Source organism: uncultured Blautia sp., from assembly GCF_902497045.1.
Classification (GTDB): Bacteria; Bacillota; Clostridia; order Lachnospirales; family Lachnospiraceae; genus Blautia_A.
Genome location: NZ_CABVDF010000019.1, coordinates 1 through 22,194 on the forward strand (window position 1 = coordinate 1; position 22,194 = coordinate 22,194).

17 protein-coding genes are annotated in these 22,194 nt (G+C 45.4%); all 17 read right to left on the reverse strand.

The features are described from left to right. On the reverse strand, positions 1 to 1,994 hold a 1,994-nt coding region (locus RDS42_RS03080; protein ID WP_308782324.1), incomplete at its 3' end, for a DUF4118 domain-containing protein. 18 nt (positions 1,995 to 2,012) lie between these two features. Then, a complete protein-coding gene (gene kdpC / locus RDS42_RS03085) occupies positions 2,013 to 2,657 on the reverse strand; it encodes a potassium-transporting ATPase subunit KdpC (protein ID WP_022068173.1) in 645 nt (214 codons plus the stop codon). A 12-nt stretch (positions 2,658 to 2,669) separates the two neighbouring features. Next, on the reverse strand, positions 2,670 to 4,724 hold the full coding sequence (gene kdpB, locus RDS42_RS03090) for a potassium-transporting ATPase subunit KdpB (RefSeq protein WP_308782325.1): 2,055 nt from the start codon (positions 4,722 to 4,724) through the stop codon (positions 2,670 to 2,672). Positions 4,725 to 4,751: 27 nt separating this feature from the next. Further along, complete coding sequence (kdpA, locus tag RDS42_RS03095) at positions 4,752 to 6,485, reverse strand: potassium-transporting ATPase subunit KdpA (RefSeq protein WP_308782326.1); 1,734 nt, start codon at positions 6,483 to 6,485, stop codon at positions 4,752 to 4,754. Positions 6,486 to 6,556: 71 nt separating this feature from the next. Beyond that, entirely contained in the window at positions 6,557 to 6,655 is a 99-nt protein-coding gene (gene kdpF, locus RDS42_RS03100) for a K(+)-transporting ATPase subunit F (protein WP_308782327.1), read from the reverse strand. Between the two features lie 248 nt (positions 6,656 to 6,903). Beyond that, the gene (locus RDS42_RS03105; protein ID WP_308782328.1) at positions 6,904 to 8,769 is read right to left on the reverse strand and encodes a glycosyltransferase 87 family protein; all 1,866 of its coding nucleotides are present in this window, start codon (positions 8,767 to 8,769) and stop codon (positions 6,904 to 6,906) included. Then, positions 8,762 to 9,787, reverse strand: a complete 1,026-nt coding sequence (locus RDS42_RS03110) for a glycosyltransferase (protein WP_308782329.1) — start codon at positions 9,785 to 9,787, stop codon at positions 8,762 to 8,764. The genes RDS42_RS03105 and RDS42_RS03110 overlap by 8 nt, the downstream gene beginning before the upstream one ends. Continuing rightward, positions 9,784 to 10,716: an NAD(P)-dependent oxidoreductase gene (locus RDS42_RS03115; protein WP_308782330.1), complete on the reverse strand. Its 933-nt coding sequence runs from the start codon at positions 10,714 to 10,716 to the stop codon at positions 9,784 to 9,786. The genes RDS42_RS03110 and RDS42_RS03115 overlap by 4 nt, the downstream gene beginning before the upstream one ends. 33 nt (positions 10,717 to 10,749) lie before the next feature. Continuing rightward, a complete protein-coding gene (locus RDS42_RS03120; RefSeq protein ID WP_308782331.1) occupies positions 10,750 to 12,591 on the reverse strand; it encodes a thiamine pyrophosphate-binding protein in 1,842 nt (613 codons plus the stop codon). A 12-nt stretch (positions 12,592 to 12,603) separates the two neighbouring features. Continuing rightward, entirely contained in the window at positions 12,604 to 13,923 is a 1,320-nt protein-coding gene (locus RDS42_RS03125) for a phenylacetate--CoA ligase family protein (protein WP_308782332.1), read from the reverse strand. 85 nt (positions 13,924 to 14,008) lie between these two features. Beyond that, positions 14,009 to 15,226, reverse strand: a complete 1,218-nt coding sequence (locus RDS42_RS03130; protein ID WP_308782333.1) for a hypothetical protein — start codon at positions 15,224 to 15,226, stop codon at positions 14,009 to 14,011. Positions 15,227 to 15,242: 16 nt separating this feature from the next. Next, positions 15,243 to 16,559: a phenylacetate--CoA ligase family protein gene (locus tag RDS42_RS03135; RefSeq protein ID WP_308782334.1), complete on the reverse strand. Its 1,317-nt coding sequence runs from the start codon at positions 16,557 to 16,559 to the stop codon at positions 15,243 to 15,245. A gap of 24 nt (positions 16,560 to 16,583) precedes the next feature. After that, complete coding sequence (gene rfbH / locus RDS42_RS03140; RefSeq protein ID WP_308782335.1) at positions 16,584 to 17,924, reverse strand: lipopolysaccharide biosynthesis protein RfbH; 1,341 nt, start codon at positions 17,922 to 17,924, stop codon at positions 16,584 to 16,586. A gap of 20 nt (positions 17,925 to 17,944) precedes the next feature. After that, complete coding sequence (rfbG, locus tag RDS42_RS03145) at positions 17,945 to 19,009, reverse strand: CDP-glucose 4,6-dehydratase (protein WP_308782336.1); 1,065 nt, start codon at positions 19,007 to 19,009, stop codon at positions 17,945 to 17,947. A gap of 197 nt (positions 19,010 to 19,206) precedes the next feature. Continuing rightward, positions 19,207 to 20,787, reverse strand: coding sequence for a glucose-6-phosphate isomerase (locus tag RDS42_RS03150; RefSeq protein WP_308782337.1), 1,581 nt, complete (start codon positions 20,785 to 20,787; stop codon positions 19,207 to 19,209). 127 nt (positions 20,788 to 20,914) lie between these two features. Beyond that, the gene (yaaA, locus tag RDS42_RS03155) at positions 20,915 to 21,658 is read right to left on the reverse strand and encodes a peroxide stress protein YaaA (RefSeq protein ID WP_308782338.1); all 744 of its coding nucleotides are present in this window, start codon (positions 21,656 to 21,658) and stop codon (positions 20,915 to 20,917) included. Next, positions 21,659 to 22,114 (reverse strand): thioredoxin-dependent thiol peroxidase, encoded by a 456-nt coding sequence (gene bcp / locus RDS42_RS03160; RefSeq protein WP_308782339.1) that lies wholly within the window; start codon positions 22,112 to 22,114, stop codon positions 21,659 to 21,661. It abuts the gene before it with no gap. Positions 22,115 to 22,194 lie beyond the last annotated feature (80 nt).

Below are 22,194 nucleotides of genomic sequence, written 5' to 3' on the forward strand. Positions count from 1 at the left end.
TAATCCTTTAATTTCACGCCTGTTTCGTTCAGCATTGCAATCAGAAGCCCATATTTAAACTCCTGGATCTGTCTGCGTTCCTCCAGGAAAATCCCCATGACACCCTTCACATTTTCCTCATCCTGAACAGGCAAATACATAGCTTTTGCTGTTGACAGAGTATGAGTACAGGCTCCTGCCCGGTGGTGATTGGCTGCCACCCATTTTGCCACCGCTTTTTCCTGAGAAGTCAGCAAAGGTTCCAGACTGGTTTTTTCTGTTCCCTGACGGGGAAACAGCATTGCCTCTCCCAGAAGCCCGTCTTTATTTACCGGATAGATCACAAGAGACAGATCCAGAAGCTTTTCCACCTGGGCCGCCGCCTGCTGCCAGACCTCCTTTTCGGATTTGCATCGGCGGAGCTTCTGGCTGTTTTCCAGAAGAATCTCTGTCCGGTAAGCCTTTTTTACACTTTCTTTGTTCTGAAGCTTCAGCTTTCTTGTCTGGGACGCTGTAAAAAGCCCCACAATAAACAGCATTGCAAAAGTGGTGGGATATCCTTTATCATAAGCCTTCAGAGAAAAGTACGGTTCTGTAAATAAAAAATTAAAGGCAAGCACACTGAACAGGGACGAATAAACCGCATAGATTTTTTTGTCTGATATGTAGGACGACAGCAGCACTCCCAGAATATACACCATAATGATATTGGATTCCGGAAGGTGAAATTTCTGGAGAATCCAGGCTGCGATCGTAGTAAGAACCAGAATTATATTGATCAGTCCAAATTCCCACAATGCCTGCATTCCTGCATTTTCTGCCTTTCTGCAGCCTTCTCTGTGACCGTATTTTCCTGCAGCCTTTCTGTTTTTCATATCCGGGATAATATATACGTCAATGTTGGGAGCCATACTGTTCAATTTTTCCAGTACCTCCGCCATTGGCTTTCGCATAAAAAATCTGTGGTTTGTCCTTCCAAGAACCACCTTCGAAACATTGCTTACCATTGCATATTCTGCAACCTGGCTGCCAATATCAGAACCATACACTGTAACGATCTTTGCTCCCAGAGCCCGGGCAAGCTCCATATTTCTCCGCACACCCTGTTTCGTCTTTTCATCAGCTTCCTGCATGGCAGGTGTTTCCACGTAAAGCCCTGTAAACTGCCCGCGAAAGGCATAGGCAAGACGGGCCGCCGACCGGATGACCTTTGCGCTTGACTCCGCGGCGGAAATGCAGGCAAGAATATGTTCTCCTGTGTGGTAGTCCATGTCCCCGGTAATATTCCGTTCTTCCTCTGCGATACGGTTTACACGGTCTGCCGTACGCCTCAGAGTAATCTCTCGAAGAGCCGCAAGTTTTTCCCGTTTAAAGAAATTATTCATGGCTCTTTCCGCCTGCACCGGCTTATAGATCTTCCCCTCTTTCATTCGAGCCAGAAGATCTTCCGGTTCAATGTCAATAACCTCCACCTGATCCGCATGGTCAAACACACTGTCCGGAATCCTTTCCCGCACTTCTATATGGGTAATAGAGCCCACCAGATCATTCAGGCTTTCCAGATGCTGAATGTTAATGGTGGTATAAACATCAATCCCTGCCCGCAAAAGCTCCTTTACATCCTGATACCGCTTCTCATTTCTGCAGCCGGGAGCATTGGTGTGAGCCAGTTCATCTACAAGAATCAGCTGAGGTTTCCGCTCCAGAGCACGGTCAAGATCAAACTCCCGGAGCTTTACCCCTTTATATTCTACCACAAGAGGCGGAATGGTTTCTAACCCCTCCGCCTGTCTGCGTGTATCCGGCCTGTCATGAGGTTCAATATACCCGGCCACCACGTCTGTATTATGTTTTTTTGCTTCATGAGCCGCTTCCAGCATGGTATAGGTTTTGCCGGAGCCTGCCGCATATCCCAGGAAAATTTTCAGCTTACCCTTATTTTTTTTCAGTTTCTGCTCTTCCTCATACTGAAGCTTTTTTAACAGATATTCTGAATCAGGTCTTGTATCTTCCATTTTACCCTCTTCTTTCTGTCAGATCAGTCCCATTGCGCCTGCAATGTCAAGGTTGCATTTCAACACATTTACTCTTTCTTCTCCAAAAATCCCAAGTACCTTATGCTCTGTGTTCTCTTTTACAATGTCCTGCACTTCCTGCTCGGAAAGACCGGAATTTTCAGCTACTGCCGCAACCTGAACCTGCGCCGCCTCCGGGCTGATATGGGGATCAAGTCCGGAACCGGAAGCAGTCAGAAGATCAGAAGGAATATCCTCTTTTTTTACTCCGGGATGAGTTTCCAGAAACTCATCCAGATCTTCCTGAATTCTTTTTTCCAGTTCAGGATTGGAGTTCGCATAGTTAAAGCTTCCTGAAGATACGCCTGTATACTCGCCGTTTTCTTTCTGCTCCTCTGTGTATGTATTATAATTTACAGAAGAAACTCTTCCTCTGAAAAAATAATCCTCTGTAAAATCCTGGCCTACCAGTTCGGAACCCACAGCTTCTTCTATATTATTGGTCGGTTCTCCATTTTTGTCGATCAGATTTCCATTGGCATTATTCTTCATGGTCAGCTGACTCACACCTGTCAGGGCGAGGGGATAGACAAATGAACAGAGCACGATCATCACTATACAGAATACAAATGCCTTTCCCAGCATTTTTCCAAACTTTTTCATGAAACATTCCTCCTACATTCCAATCATTGCAAGCATTGGAGCTACAATCAGATCTATCAGCTTGATTCCCACAAACGGGACGATAATTCCGCCAAGTCCATACACACCCATATTTCTAAGAAGAAGTCTTTCTGCTTTCATAGGTTTATATTTGACTCCCTTCATGGCAATGGGGATCAGCGCCGGAATAATGATCGCATTAAAGATCAGTGCGGAAAGAATGGCGCTTGCCGGAGTAGCCAGATGCATGATATTCAAAATCTGCATCTGTGGCAGGACCAGTGTAAACATTGCCGGGATAATAGCAAAATATTTTGCAATATCATTGGCAATACTGAAGGTTGTCAGAGATCCTCTTGTGATCAGAAGCTGCTTTCCGATCTCCACTACCTCAAGGATCTTAGTGGGGTCAGAATCCAGATCCACCATGTTTGCGGCTTCCTTTGCCGCCTGGGTTCCTGAGTTCATGGCAAGACCTACATCTGCCTGAGCAAGAGCCGGAGCATCATTGGTTCCATCACCTGTCATGGCTACCAGCTTACCTTCTGCCTGCTCTTTTTTAATGGCTGTGATCTTGTCCTCAGGACGACACTCTGCAATAAATCCGTCCACTCCGGCTTCCTTTGCAATGGTTGCCGCTGTCAGAGGGTTGTCACCGGTACACATGATAGTTTTGATACCAATTTCACGAAGACGCTCAAATCTCTCTACCAGTCCCGGTTTTACGGTATCCTTCAGGTAGATCACTCCGTAGATCTTCGAATCCACACACACTACCAGCGGTGTTCCGCCAAGGTTGGAAACTTCTGTTACAATGCCTTCCAGGTCAAAAGGAATCTCTCCTCCCTTTTCCTGTACAAATGTTTTAATTGCCTCATATGCGCCTTTTCTGATAATGGTTCCATCTTTGCAGTCAACCCCGCTCATTTTTGTCTGAGCAGTAAATTCTACAAATTCCATTCCTTCTGTGTTCAGACTGTCCGGATCACATCCCATCTTTTTACCGAGGTCAACTGTGGATTTTCCTTCCGGAGTTCCGTCAAGCAGAGAAGACAGAACGCTGTATCTGATCAGATCTTCCTTATCCACACCTTCCACCGGATAAAACTCTGCCGCAAGACGGTTACCAAAAGTAATGGTTCCTGTTTTGTCAAGGATCATGGTATCCACATCACCGCAGGCTTCCACAGCCTTACCTGACATTGCAATGACATTAAAACGGGTAACACGATCCATACCTGCAATACCGATAGCAGAAAGAAGTCCGCCGATGGTTGTAGGGATCAGACATACCATCAAGGCAATTGCCCATGATACCGGAATCTCCACTCCAAGGTACCCTGCAAAGGGATAAAGAGTTACCACAACGATCAGGAAGATCAGGGTCAGTACGATCAGAAGCGTGTTCAGCGCAATCTCATTTGGTGTTTTCTGTCTGGATGCACCTTCTACAAGAGAGATCATCTTATCCAGAAAAGATTCTCCCGGCTCAGCAACGATCTTTATTTTCAGCCAGTCAGATACTACCGTAGTTCCACCTGTTACAGAAGAAAAATCTCCCCCTGCTTCTCTTGTTACAGGAGCAGATTCTCCTGTAATAGCAGACTCGTCTACAGAAGCGATTCCTTCAATAACCTCGCCGTCATTGGGGATCACCTCTCCCATTTTTACAAGAACAATATCGCCTTTTTTCAGCTCAGACGCATTAATTGTTTTTTCCTGTCCGCCTGAAAGAAGTACCCGCGCCTTTGTGTCCTGTTTGGTTTTTTTCAGAGAAGCCGCCTGGGCTTTTCCACGTCCCTCTGCAACAGATTCTGCAAAGTTTGCAAACAGCACTGTCACAAAAAGAATCACTGTTACAATTCCATTATAAATTCTGTACTCTGCATTTCCTCCAAACATTGTAGGAAAGAATGTCAGAATCAAAGTGATAATAAATCCAATCTCAACAACAAACATTACCGGATTTTTGATCATATATCTTGGATCCAGTTTCTGGAATGCTCCAATAACAGAAGTTTTCAGAATATCCGGAGTAATGAATTTTGTTTTTTCCTTCTTAGCCATGTTTCTCGTCTCCTTTTTCTGCATCTACTACATCCACAGCGACAGATGCTCTGCGATCGGTCCCAGTGCAAGAGCCGGGAAGAAGGTCAGCGCCGCAAAGATGTATACAATAAATACAAGAACGATCATAAATACAACATTGTCCGTTCTCAGGGTACCAATGGATTCATTGACTCTCCTCTTTGCCAGAAGAGAACCGGCAATGGCAAGCTGAGCTACAATGGCAATATATCTTCCAAAGAACATTGCAAGTCCTGTTGTCACATTCCAGAATACACTGTTGTCAGCCAGTCCCTCAAAACCGGAACCATTGTTTGCTGCCGAGGAAGTGTATTCATACAATACCTGGCTCAGTCCGTGGAAGGATGGGTTTGTGATACCATCCAGCCCTCCGGAAACTGCAACTGCCAGTGCGGAAAAACCAAGGATCAGAAGCGGATGAATCAGAATTACGATAGCTACCAACTTCATTTCCTTTCCTTCGATTTTTTTATTCAGATATTCCGGTGTACGTCCAACCATAAGACCGCAGATAAACACTGCCAGGATCACGTACATCACCATGTTCATAAGGCCTACGCCCTTGCCGCCAAACACACAGTTCAGCATCATATGGAGCATTGGCACCAGACCCCCAAGAGGAGTCAGTGTATCATGCATGTTGTTTACCGTACCTGTGGTAAAGGAAGTTGTCACTGTAGTAAACAGGGAAGACTGGGCAGTTCCGAAACGAACCTCTTTTCCTTCCATGCTTCCTGCACTCTGGTCGATTCCCATTTCTGCGATCACGGGATTTCCTGCCATCTCTGAGTTGTAGCATAACAGAAGTCCGATCATAAAGATGACTGCCATTGCGCCAAACACTACAGCGCCCTGACGTCCCATAAGGATTTTTTTCTTTGCAGGCGCCACTGCCACGGCTGCTGCCTTTACTTTGTTTTTCTTCCGGTCATGAAGCATGTGGCCAAAGGTTACGATGCAGGCTCCCGGAAGGATCATCATGGAAAGCAGCTCCACAATATTTGAAATTACTGTAGGATTCTCAAATGGTGTGGTTGAGTTTGCGCCGAAGAAGCCGCCGCCGTTTGTTCCCAGATGCTTGATGGATTCAAGAGCCGCTACCGGACCCATTGCAAAATCCTGATATTTTCCTTCAATCGTTTCTACTGTAAAATTCTGCATCAGTGTCTGAGGTGTTCCCTGACTTACCAGGATCAGACCTACTATAAAAGATACCGGAATCAGGATCCTGGTTGTGATCCTTACCATATCCCTGTAAAAATTCCCCAGCTTTCTTCCGGAAAGCCCTCTGCAGAATGCCATGCATGCCGCATAGCCGCTGGCTGCTGAAGTGAACATCATAAAAATGATCACGCACATCTGCGCTGCATAGGAAAGTCCGCTTTCACCGGAATAATGCTGCAGGTTGGTGTTTGTCATAAAACTGATGATCGTATTAAAGGAAAGACTTGATTCCATTCCTTCAATGCCGTTTGGATTCAGAAACAGAAGATTCTGAATCCTGAGGATCAGGTATCCCACAAAAACCATCACTGCATTTGCAGTTACCAGAGTAAGGGCATATTTTTTCCATCCCATATCCTCATTTTTGATACCGCAGATTTTATATATTAAATGATCGATTGGATTAAAAACTTTATCTGCAAAAGTTTTTTGTTCTGTGGCAATGTGATACATGTACTTTCCCATGGGAATCACAAGTACCAGGAACATTACCAGTGTAAGAATGATCTGTAACATTTCTCTCCTCCTGTTGCTCTCCCTTTTGTCTTAAATAAAATCCACCATTCTCTGAACAGATCTGTAATTTTTCACAGCTTTTCCGGATATATCAGCGCATATACCAGATAGCCACCAAGTGCCAGAATGATGATTCCCAATGCTATCATAATCTTACTCCGCCTTTCCACCTATTTTTCTTTTGGATCCACCTGTGATTCACAGAAATCCGCAAACAGCTTCACAAGGCCAAAACAGCCAAGAAGAACTGCTGTCATAGCAACGTCCATCATATATAAATCCTCCTCTCTTTTCTCAGACATTGTATACGACATTTTATAAAATAGGTGTTAAGTTCCGATCATTTGACGTTAAAGTAGCATAAAGAAAAACTGCTGCAGGATTTTGTTCCTACAACAGTTTTATAAAATAGTACTTATTATTCTATTCCGGATATGCACATCTGCAGGCACCTTTTTTCTGCCGCAGCCGGACCATCCGCTTCTTCCCCTGACGGAATCTCTGTCAGAAGCTCCTGACCTTTTTTATCTGTCACACAGTAAAGTCCTATTCCGCTTCCCGCAGGCGCGTCACTGGATATTTCCAGTTCATAGGTTTTTCCGTTTTCTACTTCAACCGGATGCTTCAGAAAAGAATAAAGGGCTGTATTTTCCTTAATCCCATAAGTATCTCCCTTGCTTTCATAAAGCAGCTCCCCTGTTGTCTTATCCCGAAGAGCGATCTCCAAGCTGACAGGCTCTGTCCCCGCCTGAGTAAACACGCGGATTTTGATATTGGACAATGTGGTTCCGTCTGCGGTAAATTCCTGCACCACCGGCTGGTTTTCTTCCAGCATCACTACATTTTCCATTTCCATGTTCTGACGGCTGTTATCAAAGAAATTCACTTTTCCCTGAAGCACACCCATTGCGCATACCAGCATAGGAATCACAAAGGCTGCCACTCCAAAAAGAAAGGCGGAACGGATCTGCCATATCAGTCCTTTTGCCACAGCTGAGCCCTTTCTGCTGTGGTATCTTGGATGACCAAATACCACATAGATTACAAGAACGATCCACATTGCTGTGCAGAGAAGCTCCTGATCGTGGAACCGGTAAATATCCCACATCCTAACTGCAAATTCTCTGTCTTTTAAAATATATTTCAAAATTCCGCTGTTCAGTACTCGTTCATCCACCATACTCTGACTGCAGAAAATATACATGGCAAGCATAAAAATGTTTGTTACCATCAAAAGCAGATTTCCATTGCCGCTGATCATAATGTTCAGAACAAGGAATGGAGCCATCAGAAGGATCCACTGAGGATTCCAGGTGGAAAATCCAAAAATAGCAAAGCTGACTGCCACACAGAAAAATACCGCCCAGGATTCCAGTTCTCCTTTTGTCTCTGTTTTTCTCTGATAAGCCCACACAAGCACAAAAGCTGCCACAGCCGCCAGAAGATTGATGCCGCTGAAAAATCCCAGGGCAAAAGGCTTCTGCACATATTCCAGAGCGCCAAATCCGAAAACATTTCTCCTGAAGGCTTCTGATCCCATATTCGGAAGAATCTCCACTGCCAGAGGAACCGCCATAAGTATCGTATATCGAATCAGATTTCGTATCTTCTTTTCTTTCAGAAGAAGCAGAACCAGAAAATACAGCACTGCATGGTATTTAAAAGTTGCTGCCATGCCAAAAGCAAGTGCAAACTGCCACATTTTTCCTGTCAGAAAAAGATAGAAGCCCAGCACCATAAAAAACACTGTAAAAATATCATACTGGCTGAAAATGAACTGGCTGAATACTCCCATAGGAAACACCAGAAATGCAAACTTGCACAGGAGGGATTTCTTTTCTCCAAATCCCATTTCCTTACCGATCCGGTACATCAGCTGAGCTGTGATAAAATAAAGAATCACCGGAAGAAGCTTATACCACATGATATTGATGAAGCTATTGGTGAGAATGGCCTCCGGTGCATGTCCGGTAAGATAAAGAGGCAGGTTCCAGATAGCGTATGCCAGAAAGGTGCTGGGCAGGTAATTAGCCCAGTATCCTCCGGACTGCTCATAGCTTGCCTGATAAAAGTCTGTAAAATGCTCATACATCAGGAAAGAACGATTTCCGGTCAGCTTCACATCCGAATGGGCACAAAGCACAAAAAGCACTGCCAGAATCAGAAAAGAAAAGATCCAGTCAAGTCTGCAAAGTTCTTCTCCATTCCACAGACGCATACCTTCCCACTCTGCTTTTTTTCGGGAAAAATATCCCGGCGTGTTTTTTTCTTTTTTCTTATTCATTACTGTTCTCCTTCGTATCCGCAGCTTCTGAATCCTTTTTCTCCACTTTCTCAGATACGTTTTTTTTCAGAGTCTCCTCTTCTTCAAAATTCAGACGTTCCTCCTCTACTACAAGAGGACGATCCAGGACTCTGGTATTGATACTCAGCACATACTCCCCTAAAAATCCAATAAAAAACAGCTGCAGAGATCCCAGAAAGAACATACCGATCACCATTGGTGCAATACCTGCCGAAAAACGATCCCAGTACATCAGCTTCAGTACCAGATACACAAGCGCCGCCACAAGACTTAATCCACCAATGATAAATCCGGCAAAAGTGGCAAGTCTCATCACCACTTTTGAGTAAGAAGTAATGCCGATCATGGCATAGTCATACAGGCTGTAGAAATTATTCTTGCTCTTTCCTGCCCGACGCTTCGGCTGTGTATAAGGGATCGCCTTATAATCAAATCCCAGCTCCGCAATGATGCCGCGAAGATAAGGCATAGGGTCGTGAAGATCCCTCACTACATCCACAAATTTTTTGTCATACAGGCCAAACCCGGTAAACTGTTCTATATGGTCGATATCCGTGATCTTCTGGATCAGTTTATAATAAAGACCGCGGATCTTATACATGATCTTCCGTTCCTGACTGGCCTTTTTGACACCGATCACGATCTTATGCCCGTCTTCCCACTCTTTTACAAATTTCGGGATCATATCTACCGGATCCTGAAAATCTGCACACATACGAACCACACAGTCTCCGTAGGCCTGCTTCATTCCGTAGACCGGAGATCTTGCCTGACCGAAATTCTTGGCGTTAAAAATAGCCTTGATCTTTTTGTTATTGGTACAAAGACCTCTGAGAATCGCCTGGGTGTTATCCCTGGAATGGTTATCGATAAACAGGATTTCATAGTCATAATTACTGAGATCCCGTTCCATTACCTCTATAATTGCCTTTGAAAGGGCAGCGACGTTTGCTTCTTCATTATAGGTGGGGATCACCACCGATATCTTTTTTTTCATTTTGCTTCTCCTGTACTCCCGGTTTTCAGCCAGGTTATGGTTTCTCTGATTCCCTCCCGGAAGGTATATTCCGGCACAAATCCGGTATCCTCTGTAAGAGATGAAATATCCGCACAAAGATTCATCACTGCGCCTGCCGGATATGGTCTGGCTCCGATCCCGGTTTCTTCTGCGCCGGTAAGCTCCGCCATGATTTCTATATAGTCTTTAAGAGGCGCTGCCTTCCCGCTTCCCACACAGTACACGGCTCCGTCTTTTCCTTTTTCTCCTATAAGATAATAAGCTCTTCCTGCATCTGCACTGAAAAGATAATCCCATCTCTGCAAAGCCGGGGTAAAAGACGTTTTTTCCCCGGCAAGCATTTTCCTAAGTCCGGATGCCACCATGGTGGTTTCTTTTTCATAAATTCCGTAAACGCTGAAGATTCTTGGCCAGATACACTCCATCCCCAGCTCCTTACAAAGCATCCGTGCCAGCTGCCCGGAAGCAAGCTTTGCAGCGCCATAGGGAGTGGTTGGATTTACCGGACTGTCCGGAGAGATCTTAGCCACATCCATAGGACCGTATTCCGCCTGGGATCCCGCACCGATAAACCGCCTGCAGCCAAGAGCATACGCTGCCTTCACTGCTGCCAGTGTATATGCAATGTTCCTGCTTTGAAGTTCTGTGCTGGAATTACGGTTTTCTCCTGTATTCCCCCATGCAATATGGTAAAAGGTGTCGCATTTTTCCATAATTTTCTGAGAAAGCGTCTCCAGTTCTTCCAGAGAGCAGTCTACCATATGAAGCTTTTCGCTTTCCGGCAGACGCATCTTCTTTCCTGAAGAAGCCCTGAGCACTGCATAAACCTCAATGCCTTTTTTAATACATTCATTTATCAGAGCTGTACCGATCATGCTGGTAGCTCCTGTTACAATAATCCTCTGCATATTTTCCTTTCTCTTTCCCGTCCGGTATTTCTGTCAGCCCCGCTCCGGAAGCGGAATGTACATATTTTCTTCCAGCTCCTCTCTGGATAAAAACGGATACATATCCTCCAGCGGTGCAGAGATCATCCTTCCATCCGGAAGCTTTTTAGAGGAAGTCTTCGGCTCTGTTTTCTGATATTTGGTGACAAACACCTCGCAGATCACAGCCCCTTCCGTTTCCAGTGCCTTATTGATTTTTTCTTCCAGTTCCTCTGAGCTGTGAATACAGTCATAAGGAAATCCGTATGCCGGAGCAAGCCGGCTAAGATCCGGAAAGCTTAAATCTCCGCTTTCTTCCCCTACACCTACCAGCGGCTCTCCGAAATAAGTCTGCTGTGTCTGACGGATAGAATGATATCCCTGATTATTTATCACAAAAAGCTTCACTGGCAGACGATTATGGATGATAGTCTGAAGCTCCTGAATATTCATCTGGAGACTTCCTTCTCCGGTCACACATACCACCGGCTTCTTTTCGGATGCAATGCAGACTCCAATAGCTCCCGGAAGGCAGAATCCCATGGATGCCGTGTTGGGGTTTGTAATAAATCGCTGTCCTTTTTTCACCTTAAAGGTCTGACTTCCTGCTACGCGGGAAGTCCCCACACTGACCATCAGATTCTGATCTTCTTTCATGGCTTTTGACAGTTCTTCATAAAAAGCATAGATATTAGTGCAGCCTTCTTCTACAGTCTCATAATGCTTTTCTGTGACCACCGGATATTTTTCTTTCCATAACAGACACTGCTCTCTCCATGCCTTTCCCTGAAACAGAGGGGTTTCTTTTGAAGCGCCCCTATTCCGGGCAGACAGGATCAGCTTTTGGATCAGTTCTCCTGCATCTCCGCATACCGGAAGGCTTACATGAAGACTTGGTTTTTTTAATTCATTTTCATCAATGTCATTGAGAATGGTATAGCTTTCTCTTGCCCAGTCCTGAAACTGGAAACCGGTCTGGGCAAATCCCTGACGGTTTCCAATAGAAAGAAGCACATCGCTGTTCTGAAGAGCAAAGTTTCCAGGTCTTGTTCCGGTTCCTCCGCTTCTTCCCACAAACAGAGGATGGTCATATTCCATGGCATCTACACTGCTCATTCCTGTCACTACAGGAACCCCCAGCAGCTCTGCCAGCTGGTGAAATTCCTTCGACGCCCCTGCAAGACGCACACCGTTTCCCGGAGAAAGTACCGGACGGCTGCTGTTCTGGATCTTATCCAGAATCTGTTCTATAATCTCCTGCGAGATTTTCGCCGGCTGCTGTTCCGGATTTTCAGAAGGATCATAAGGCGGAAGCTCATCCGTTTCCACCACAGCTCCCTGTACGTCCAGAGGAATATCCAGCCATACAGGACCGGGTCTTCCATTTACCGCAAGATAAAGGGCTTTTTCCAGATGATAACGAATCTCCTCCGGCCGGATCACCATATGGGCATATTTTGTCAGGGGCTTTACTACCGGGACAATATTACATTCCTGCACGCCCATACTTCTCAGCGGAAGTCCGGAAGCCTCCACTGTGGTGGCATATCTGGCCTGACCGGAAAATACGATCATGGGAATGGAATCCATCCATCCTCCCAGCACACCTGTCACGGCATTGGTGGCGCCAGGTCCTGTAGTTACACAGACCGCCGCCATTTTGTTTCCCAGACGCGCATAGGCTTCTGCTGCCATGGCACAGGCCTGTTCATGATGTTGATAAGTACAGTGAAGCTTCGGATGATGACCAAAGGCGTCATTCATGTGCATGGCGCCTCCTCCGGTCACGGTAAACACATCCTGTATACCCCACTGTGCAATATATTCTGCAATATAATCAGATACTTTCTGTTTCATTTTTTCTCCACCTTACATATAATCCGGACATTTCTGCACACATACCATACGTTTTCCGGATGCCTCAATGGGAATCTCATCCACATACGTCACATCGATCTGTGCTTCGTCCCCCAGATATTTCCGGTAGGAGGCAACGACCTCCTCTTCGTTGACTCTGGTACGGTCTGCATTCAGAAGAAGCTCGTAGCGTTTCTTTTCCCACTGGATACATTTTGCCTGATGCACAATTCCTTCCATATTGATCAGCACGTTCATAAACACATGGATGGATAAAGGCTCTCCCTTACAGTTGTACATCATGGAGCCCCGGCGTCCGTAGATTTCTGTAAAATATCCGTGCTTTCTTCCTTTTTCATCAGTCACTTCTTTATAAATCCCGGTATCTCCGGTATCATAACGGATCATAGGAAATGCTTTGTTATAATAGTCAGTCACAACGATCCTGCCCAGTTCTCCCGGTTTTACCGGTTCATCCGAATCAAGACTGAGCATTTCTATATAAAAATTATACAGATCCACAGTATAGCGGTCCTCATCTCCGACCTGGCAGGCAAGGAAGCCGTTTTCATTATTTCCATAGGAGCGTACAGCCGTAAAACCAAAAATCTCCCGTATCTCGTCATAAGTCTTCTGTGGAAGAGCCTCGCCCATAGCAAAAACCATTTCCACATCCCATTTGCTGATATCTACATTTTTTCTTTTCAGATATCCGGCAAGAACTACCAGAGCGCTGGAATACGCTACCAGAACCTGGATCCGGTCTTTGCGTATCTTTTCGCAGATTCCGGCCAGCGCCTCATCTCCCATGTTGGAGATATCGATCATGATCAGGTTATTTTTAAAAGATTTCCATTTGGAGATCACATTTTTTCCCGGAATCCACACACGGAATTCGCCTCTTTTCATTCCCATACGGAAGCCGTTCAGCTCCATAAAAGAAATAAAGTTCATATTCACCCGGTTCATTTTGTCTCCGTCGCAAAGTACCGTAAACGGCGCGCCTGTGGATCCGCTGGTCTTCAGCTGAAACAGGCTGTCCTTTTTATCCTGATACATGTCGCAGAGGATAGTATCCTTGTTTTCGTTGTATTTCATTTTTGTCATAACAGGAAAATCTGTGATATCACGGGCATTCTGATAATCCTTATAATATGCGGAGTGCTTTTTCGCATGTTCCAGAAGCATCTCCACCCGGCGCTGCGCATATTCCTCAGTGATCCCCTCTACGATCTCCCGTTTATTTACCGCCTTTATCTTTGCAAGCTTTCCACCGTGAAGCCTGTCAAGACCGTTAAAAGCAGCTCTTCTTAAAATTTCTCCAGCCTGCATATTTTTTCCTTTCCATTAAAAGCAGAATTTCATTCTTCCGCATTTTTATTTTACAGTGATCCCATTTTCCTCACTGAATCATGCCTTACTGCTTCAGCGGCTGTGCTTTTCTGTCTCCTGCTTTCCAGAATCCCAGAAGGATTACTGCCGCCACACGGATGACATTAGCAATCAGAACCGCTTCCGCAAATCCCATGATACCGCTGTTCTTTGTAAAAAGCAACACAAGAGCAGTGATGATCACCAGATGAATGATCTGCAGGATCAACTGCCACTTTTCTTCTGTAAAGGTCAGCACTACAATAAAAAGATACGCAGACAGGACGCCCAGGATCTGACTGAGATTCACAACCGTCATCATTCCTTTTACGGATTCATAAAGATCTCCGTAAAACAGCCATACAAACAGCGGTGTTCCTATCTGAGAACCTATAAAAAACACAAGGCTGACGCCCACACCGATCCCGGTAAACTGCAGAAACTGCTTTCTTCCCATACGTTCCTGGTTCCGTGTAAGATAAGAAATAATGATCGTGTTTACCGGAGCCACCAGAAGCACCAGTGTTTTTCCGATCAGAGAAGTCACATAATACTGTGTTACCGCCAGATGTCCGATCAAATGCTCCAGAACAAGACGGTCGATATTCAGCGTCAGGTTGGTGATCAGATAGGAAACAACAAGAAATCCACCTCTCTGAAAGGCTGTTCCAAACCAGCTGCTTCTCTTAAAAAATCCATGAAATACGGTTCCGGTGGCTGCAAGATATATAAGTGCCGCCACTTCTCCTGTCACAAATACCAGAAACCAGTTTTTTGTCAGGAAATAAAGACCAAAGCCTGCCACATAGCCCACAGTCAGAACTGCATAATAATTAAAATAATTCCGGTAGTTCAGATTCAGGCGATACTCCACATCTCCGTAATACCGGAAGATCGTCGTCATAAGAAGAAGCACGGTCCAGAAGATCACGGAAACAGAGGCCATGGAGTTTTTTCCCACCATCAGAGTCACTGCCGTACCCACGCCTCCAAATAAAAGAAGCAGGATATTATAGTCTCCGTTCTTTACCTCGTAATCTCTTCTCACAACAAGGCGGCTGGTGTTTAAAGCCTGCCCTACCGAAGGACAGAGAATCGCCACCAGCCCCATAAGATACAGCAGCTCACCAAGCTGGTCGCTTCCCATGAAACGGTTCAGCAGCGGATAGACCAGAACCTGCAGGACTCCGTTCATCAGAAGCGCGCCGCCTATGGTGTAGGCTGTATTTGATACAATTTTTTTCTGTTTTTCTTTCGATGCCAAGAAGCACCCTCCCCAGTTATTTTTTTATGTATTTCTCACACCGGTTCTCAAAGGATTTCCGTTTGCCGGAATTGAGCACCGGGATCTCATCTACATATTCCACTGTAATTTCTGCTTCTTCTCCGAAATACGGTCCGATAAAATCCAGGATGGCTTTTTCATCGATCTGCTCTTTGTCTCCGTTCAGCCAGAGCGTATATCGAGTCTCATCCTCCTGAATAAAACGGTACTGGTCGATTCCCTTTGCCATGGAAAGACCGTTCAGAAGCACAAAGGGAGAAACGATCCGTCCCTTGCAGTCATAGATCATATCGCCCCGCCGTCCGTACAGTTCTTTCAGGTACAGACGGAAACGTCCGTCTTTTTCCTTTCGTTCCGCCACCGCCAGATCTCCGTTGTCATAACGGATCAGAGGAATGGCATAATTATAAAGATCTGTGATCACGATACGTCCCAGTTCTCCGGGTTCTGCCGGTTCGTCACTGTCCAGCTTCAGGATTTCATAATAATAGCTTTCCGTATCAATATAGTAGCTTTCATCTTCCTCCCGCTGCAGTCCCATGATTCCGTTTTCTTCATTGGAATACCAGGAACGCACGGTACAGCGGAAGATTTTTTTCAGATTTCTCCGAACCTCACTGGGCATGCTCTCTGAAATCGGAAGGATGGCCTTCACACAAAAATCTTTTGTGTCCACCTGGTATTTTTCGATATAGCGCCCCAGTTCTCCGATAGCAGAGGAGTAGCCAATGATACACTTTACTTTTTTCTTCCGGATCACAGAAACCATTTTTCCAAGAGCTTCATCATCCAGATTGGAGCAGTCCATCATGATCAGATTCTCTGCGGTACGGGAAAGCCAGCTTTTTTTTGCATGGTCTCCCACCCACATACGGATAAAAGCTTCCTTCATGCCGATATAATAACCGCCCGCAGCTCCCAGAAAAATACTGGCAGCTGTATTGTGAAGGATTTTGTTGCGGTTCTGGATCATGGCAAAGGGGGTGCCTGTAGACCCGCTGGTATACATGATCCGGTTGTCGGAAGCTTCTTTGTAAACGCTGGACTGACATTCCTCATAGTGGCTTCTGTAAGCATCTTTATTCATTACCGGCATTTTTTCCAGCGGAGTATCCGGATCAAAATCCTTATAAAATTCCGTGGTACGCACTGCATGGGAAATCAGCTTACGGATCTTTTCCTGTGTCCTGTCTACGGGAGTTCCTTTTTTGTAGCTGTCCCGGATCTCCTCATAATATTTCCGGACCTTTCCGCCCTTGAGGCGATCCACAGTCCAGAAACCATACCAGCGCAGCTTTTCATCAATTATCATTTGCATGTTCCTTCCCGGCTGTTCTTAAAGTTCTCCGGCCTCCCGGATCACCTTTGCCATATAGTCGATCTTTTCGTCTGTCATTCCAGGATATAAGCCTACCCAGAAGGTATCACGCATGATCCTGTCTGTGTTTTCCAGTGTTCCGGCAATACGGTAGCCTTTTCCTTCTGCTCTCATCTGATCAAAACACGGATGCTTGGTGAGATTTCCGGCAAACAACATCCTTGTCTGGACGCCTTTGCTTTCAATATAAGGAACTACCTTGTTTCTGTCCACACCCTCTTTACAGGTAAGAAGGAAGCCGAACCAGCTTGGATCTGAATTCGGGCATGCTTCCGGAAGGATGAATTTTTCTTCCATACCTTCCAGGGCTTTGCGGAGGCGGGCATAATTATGACGTCTTCTTTCTACAAATCCCGGGAATTTCTCAAGCTGGGCACAGCCTACCGCCGCCTGCATATCTGTTGCCTTCAGATTGTATCCAAAATGAGAATATACATATTTGTGATCATATCCCAGAGGAAGCTCTCCATACTGTCTGTCAAAACGATGTCCGCAGACATTGTCCTTTCCGGACGGACAGCGGCAGTCACGTCCCCAGTCGCGAAGAGATCTTACGATCTTGTGAAGCAGCGGATTTCTGGTATAAACAGCGCCGCCCTCTCCCATAGTCATATGATGAGGCGGATAAAAACTGGAGGTTCCAATATCACCGATCGTTCCGGTCAGTTTTTTCTCGCCGTTGATCTCATACTCAGAGCCCAGGGCATCACAGTTATCCTCGATCAGCCACAGCTGATGCGCCTGACAGAAATCTGTCAGTGCTTTCAGATCAAAAGGATTTCCCAGTGTATGCGCGATCATCACTGCCTTTGTTTTTGGAGAAAGCGCTTCTTCCAGACGGGTCACATCGATATTATACTGAGGAATGGTCACATCCACGAACACCGGAACCGCTCCGTACTGAATCATAGGTGCTACTGTTGTTGGAAATCCTGCAGCCACAGTAATAACCTCGTCTCCCGGAAGCACCTGACGGTCTCCAAGAAGAGGGGAGGTCAGCGCCATAAATGCAAGAAGGTTTGCGGAAGAGCCGGAATTTACCAGAGAGCAGAAACGTACTCCCAGATATTTCGCAAAGTTCTCCTCAAACTGATCTGCATATCTTCCTGCCGTCAGCCAGAACTCCAGTGCGCTGTCCACCAGATTCACCATCTCTCTGGAATCGTAAACTCTGGACGCATAGGGGATCCTGTCTCCCTCCTCAAACGGTTTCTGCTGATTATGATATTTTTGGCAGTAATCATCTACCATACCAAGGATTTCTTCCCTGGCCTGCTGTTCTGTCATATTTTCAAACATAGTCTGTCTCCTCTTTTATTCTATTTCATCTGATCCAGAAAACCCCGGATCTGTTTTTTCATGATAAGATTGATGTCTTCTCCGGACTGCCATGCCTTTGTCCATTCTACAGTCTTTTCCACTGCCTGACGGACTCCCCATGCCGGTTTCCATCCGAAGATACTTCGCAGCCTGGAGCAGTCCAGCTTCAGGAAATTTGCCTCATGAGGTCCGCCTGCAAAATGGTTTTCCCAGATCTGGCCGTCTCCCCAGGCTTCACAGAACAGCTCCACCAGCTCTCCTGTAGTCACACAGTCCTCATCTCCCGGGCCTACGTTATAATAGCCTTCATACTTCCGGTCTTCATACTGCAGGGCAGCGATCATAAGATACGCATACAAAGGCTCCAATACATGCTGGAAAGGCCTTGTAGAATGAGGATTTCTTACCTGTACAGGCTTTCCTTCCAATGCCGCACGGATGCAGTCGGGAATAATCCTGTCTGCGGCAAAATCTCCGCCTCCGATCACATTTCCGGCTCTGGCTGTGGAAATCCTGGTATCCCGTTCTCCGAAAAATGAGTTTTTGTAGCTGTGCGTCACAAGCTCAGAGCAGGATTTACTGTTAGAATATGGATCGAAGCCGTCCAGCGGATCATTTTCACGATATCCCCACTCCCATTCCCGGTTATGATATACCTTATCCGTAGTCACATTCAGAAAAGATCTGACTGTCTCTGTCTGACGTACACATTCCAGAATGTTCACCGTACCCATTACGTTTGTCTCATAAGTGTATACGGGATTTTTATATGACTCCCGCACGATCGGCTGCGCTGCCAGATGGAGCACGATCTCCGGCCGGGTTTCCCGAAATACTTCCATCAGCCTGTCCAGATCCCGGATATCTCCGATCACAGAGTGCATCTGGCTTCCCATATGTGTCAGATCAAAAATTGAGGGTTCTGTAGGCGGTTCAAGAGAATACCCGGTCACCTGCGCCCCTGCATCCAGAAGCAGACGGCACAGCCAGGTTCCCTTAAAGCCTGTATGTCCTGTTATCAGAACCTTTTTTCCATTATAAAAACTGAGATTAAAATTTTTCATAAACAAATAAAATCTCCTGTTCATTTAATCTGTCGATAACTTTTCACAGTTATGAGTATTATACTATTCTTTAGTCAGCGTGGCAAGGTCTCCTTATCCATAAAAACAAGCAGAGACAGCTCTCTGTGCCCCTACACAACTGAACTGTCTCTGCCTGTTTTTTATTAAATCAAATTTTTGGTTAATGACTGTTTCAATCAGATGTTCAGAAGATCGCTGAACTCCTTTAAAGCTCCGTCAGTCTCATGTGCAAGAACGCGTTTGGCAAGAACTTTGCCCAACTGTACACCTTCCTGATCAAAGCTGTTTACATTCCATACAAATCCCTGGAACATAATCTTGTTCTCAAAGTGTGCCAGAAGCGCTCCAAGAGCCTGCGGTGTCAGGGACTCGCCCACAATAATACTGGACGGGCGTCCGCCCTCAAAGTTTTTGTTGCGGTTCTCATCTGCCTTGCCGCATGCAAAAGCAACGATCTGAGCCACTACGTTTGCACAGAGCTTCTGCTGGCTTGTGCTTCCCTGGATCACAACATCTGTACCGATCTGGCTGTTTTTAAATCCAACAAACTGAAGCGGTATGATATCTGTTCCCTGATGAAGAAGCTGATAGAAGGAATGCTGTCCATTGGTTCCTGGCTCACCAAAGATCACCGGACCGGTCACATAATCTACCGGCTCGCCAAAACGGTTTACAGATTTACCATTGGATTCCATGTCAAGCTGCTGCAGGTGTGCCGGGAAACGGCTCAGTGCCTGAGAGTACGGAAGCACTGCAGTCGCCGGATATCCAAGTACGTTGCGCTCGTATACACCGATCAGAGCATCCAGCATATCCGGATTCTCACGAAGATCTGTATTCATGGCAAGCTTGTCTTCCTCTGCTGCCCCTTCCAGGAACTGTGCAAATACTTCCGGTCCAAATGCCAGAGATAATACTGCGCCTCCAACTGCAGATGTGGAGGAAAAACGTCCTCCGATATAATCATCCATAAAGAAAGCTGCCAGATAGTCGTCGCTCTTTGCCAGAGGAGAAGTCTCGCTGGTAACTGCGATCATATGTCTGGATGCATCCAGACCAGCATTCTTCAGTGCGTCTTTCACAAAGGACTCGTTAGTAAGAGTCTCCAGAGTAGTTCCTGATTTGGAAACAAGTACAAAAATAGAATGTGCAACGTCAATAGAATTCAGTACTGCTGCCGCATCATCCGGATCTACGTTGCTGATAAATTTTGCTTCCATTTTAAATGTATTGTTTTTCTTAGCCCAGTTTTCCAATGCAAGATACATTGCCCGAGGACCAAGATCACTTCCGCCGATACCGATCTGAACAACAGTTGTAAATTTCTCTCCTGCGGCATTTGTGATCTCTCCCGCATGAACCTTATTGGCAAATTCTGCAATCTTATCCTGCTGTTCCACATAAAAAGCCCGCTTATCTACACCATCAGCAACAACTGCATCGCCCAGCTGTCCGCGGGTGAGCTGATGAAGGACAAGACGTTTCTCACCTGTATTAATGACCTCACCATTATACAGGGCTTTGTATTTCTCTGTAAGCTGTGCTTCCTCTGCAAGCTTCTCAAGAGCTGACAGAACATTTTCATCTACCTGCTTGGCAGCATAATTATAAGCCATGCCTGCTGCCATAGGAACACTGTATTTTTTTACACGCTCTGCTCCATTTGCACCTGTCATTGCTTCTGCAAGGTTCACACGCTCTACGTCAGCAATCTCTTTATAGGAAGCAAGACTGTCAAAATTTTTCCAATTAATCATAATGGTTTCTCTCCTTCAACTGTTTATTGGCTGCTGTTTATTTTATTCACAGCGTCCTGATTCAACACTACCTCTATTTTACATCAAAAGCAGACGAAATGAAACGGGTATTTTGCTTTTTTAGGAATTATCCTGCTATAAATACAATTTTCTTCTCATCAGACAGCATTCCTTCAAAGGAAAATCCCAGTTCATGAAAAGCCTTGATCTCCTCTGGATCCTGAATGTTATTTTCTGCCATAAAACGAACCATTTCGCCTCTTGCCATTTTTGCCAGAGTGGCTTTCTGCTTTACTTTTCCATCCTTCCGTTCTCCAAACTCCACTGTGATAAAACGGTCCTCCGGAGTCAGATATTTTTCTACCGCCTTTGCATATTCTTTGGATGCAAGATTCAGGATCAGATGATCTCCGTCAGTCAGCTCTCTGTACAGCCGTTCTCCCCAGAAATCATAAAGGTCTTTTTTTCCCTGTACGGACAGCTTTGCCTGCATTTCCAGACGGTAGGGCGTCACACCGTCAAACGGCTTCAGAACTCCATAGAACCCCGAAAGGATTCGTAGATTTTTTTGAATATATGTAAGCGCTCCCTCTGAAAAAACCTCAGGAGCCATATGCTGGTACTGAAGACCTTCATAAGTCAGAACTGCCGGCGTAAGATTTCTCTCCAGATTCATTTCCTGAAAACGAAAATAATTCAGTTCTGCCAGCTTGTCATTGCATTTCCATAATGACTGAGCATCGGAAAAGCCAAGCTTTTGGATCTCTTTCATAAGAATTTTCGTATCCTCCAGAAATACCGGAAGTCCTTCCACCCTATAGGTATCAGTATCCACATTCATTTTTTTTGCAGGTGATATGATAATTTTCATTTAAGAAAGCTCTCCCAGCACCTGTGCCGGATTTTCTGCAGCCTTTACCTTTCCAAAAGCCTTAACGATCACACCTTCTTCATCAATAAGGTAGGTGGTACGTACGACGCCCATGGTTTTTTTGCCGTACATATTCTTTTCTTTCCACACATCATATGCCTGTATGCAGGTAAGCTCTGTATCAGAAAGAAGTGTAAACGGCAGATTATATTTTTCCTCAAATTTTTTATGGGAAGCTACGCTGTCCTTGCTGACTCCCAGTACAACCGCTCCCTTTTCTGTAAACTGAGGATAAAGTTCTCCAAATCCACAGGCCTGCTTACTGCATCCCGGTGTATTGTCTCTGGGATAAAAATATAAGATAACTTTTTTTCCTCTGTATTCTTCCAGTGTATGCATGTCACCGTTCTGATCTGGAAGTATAAAATCCGGCGCCTTTGTTCCAATCTCCAACATTGCAGTTTCCTCCTTGGATTATAATTTAACCTATTGTGCTAATTCAATTTGAATTTATTGAAACCTCATAAAAGCCCAAA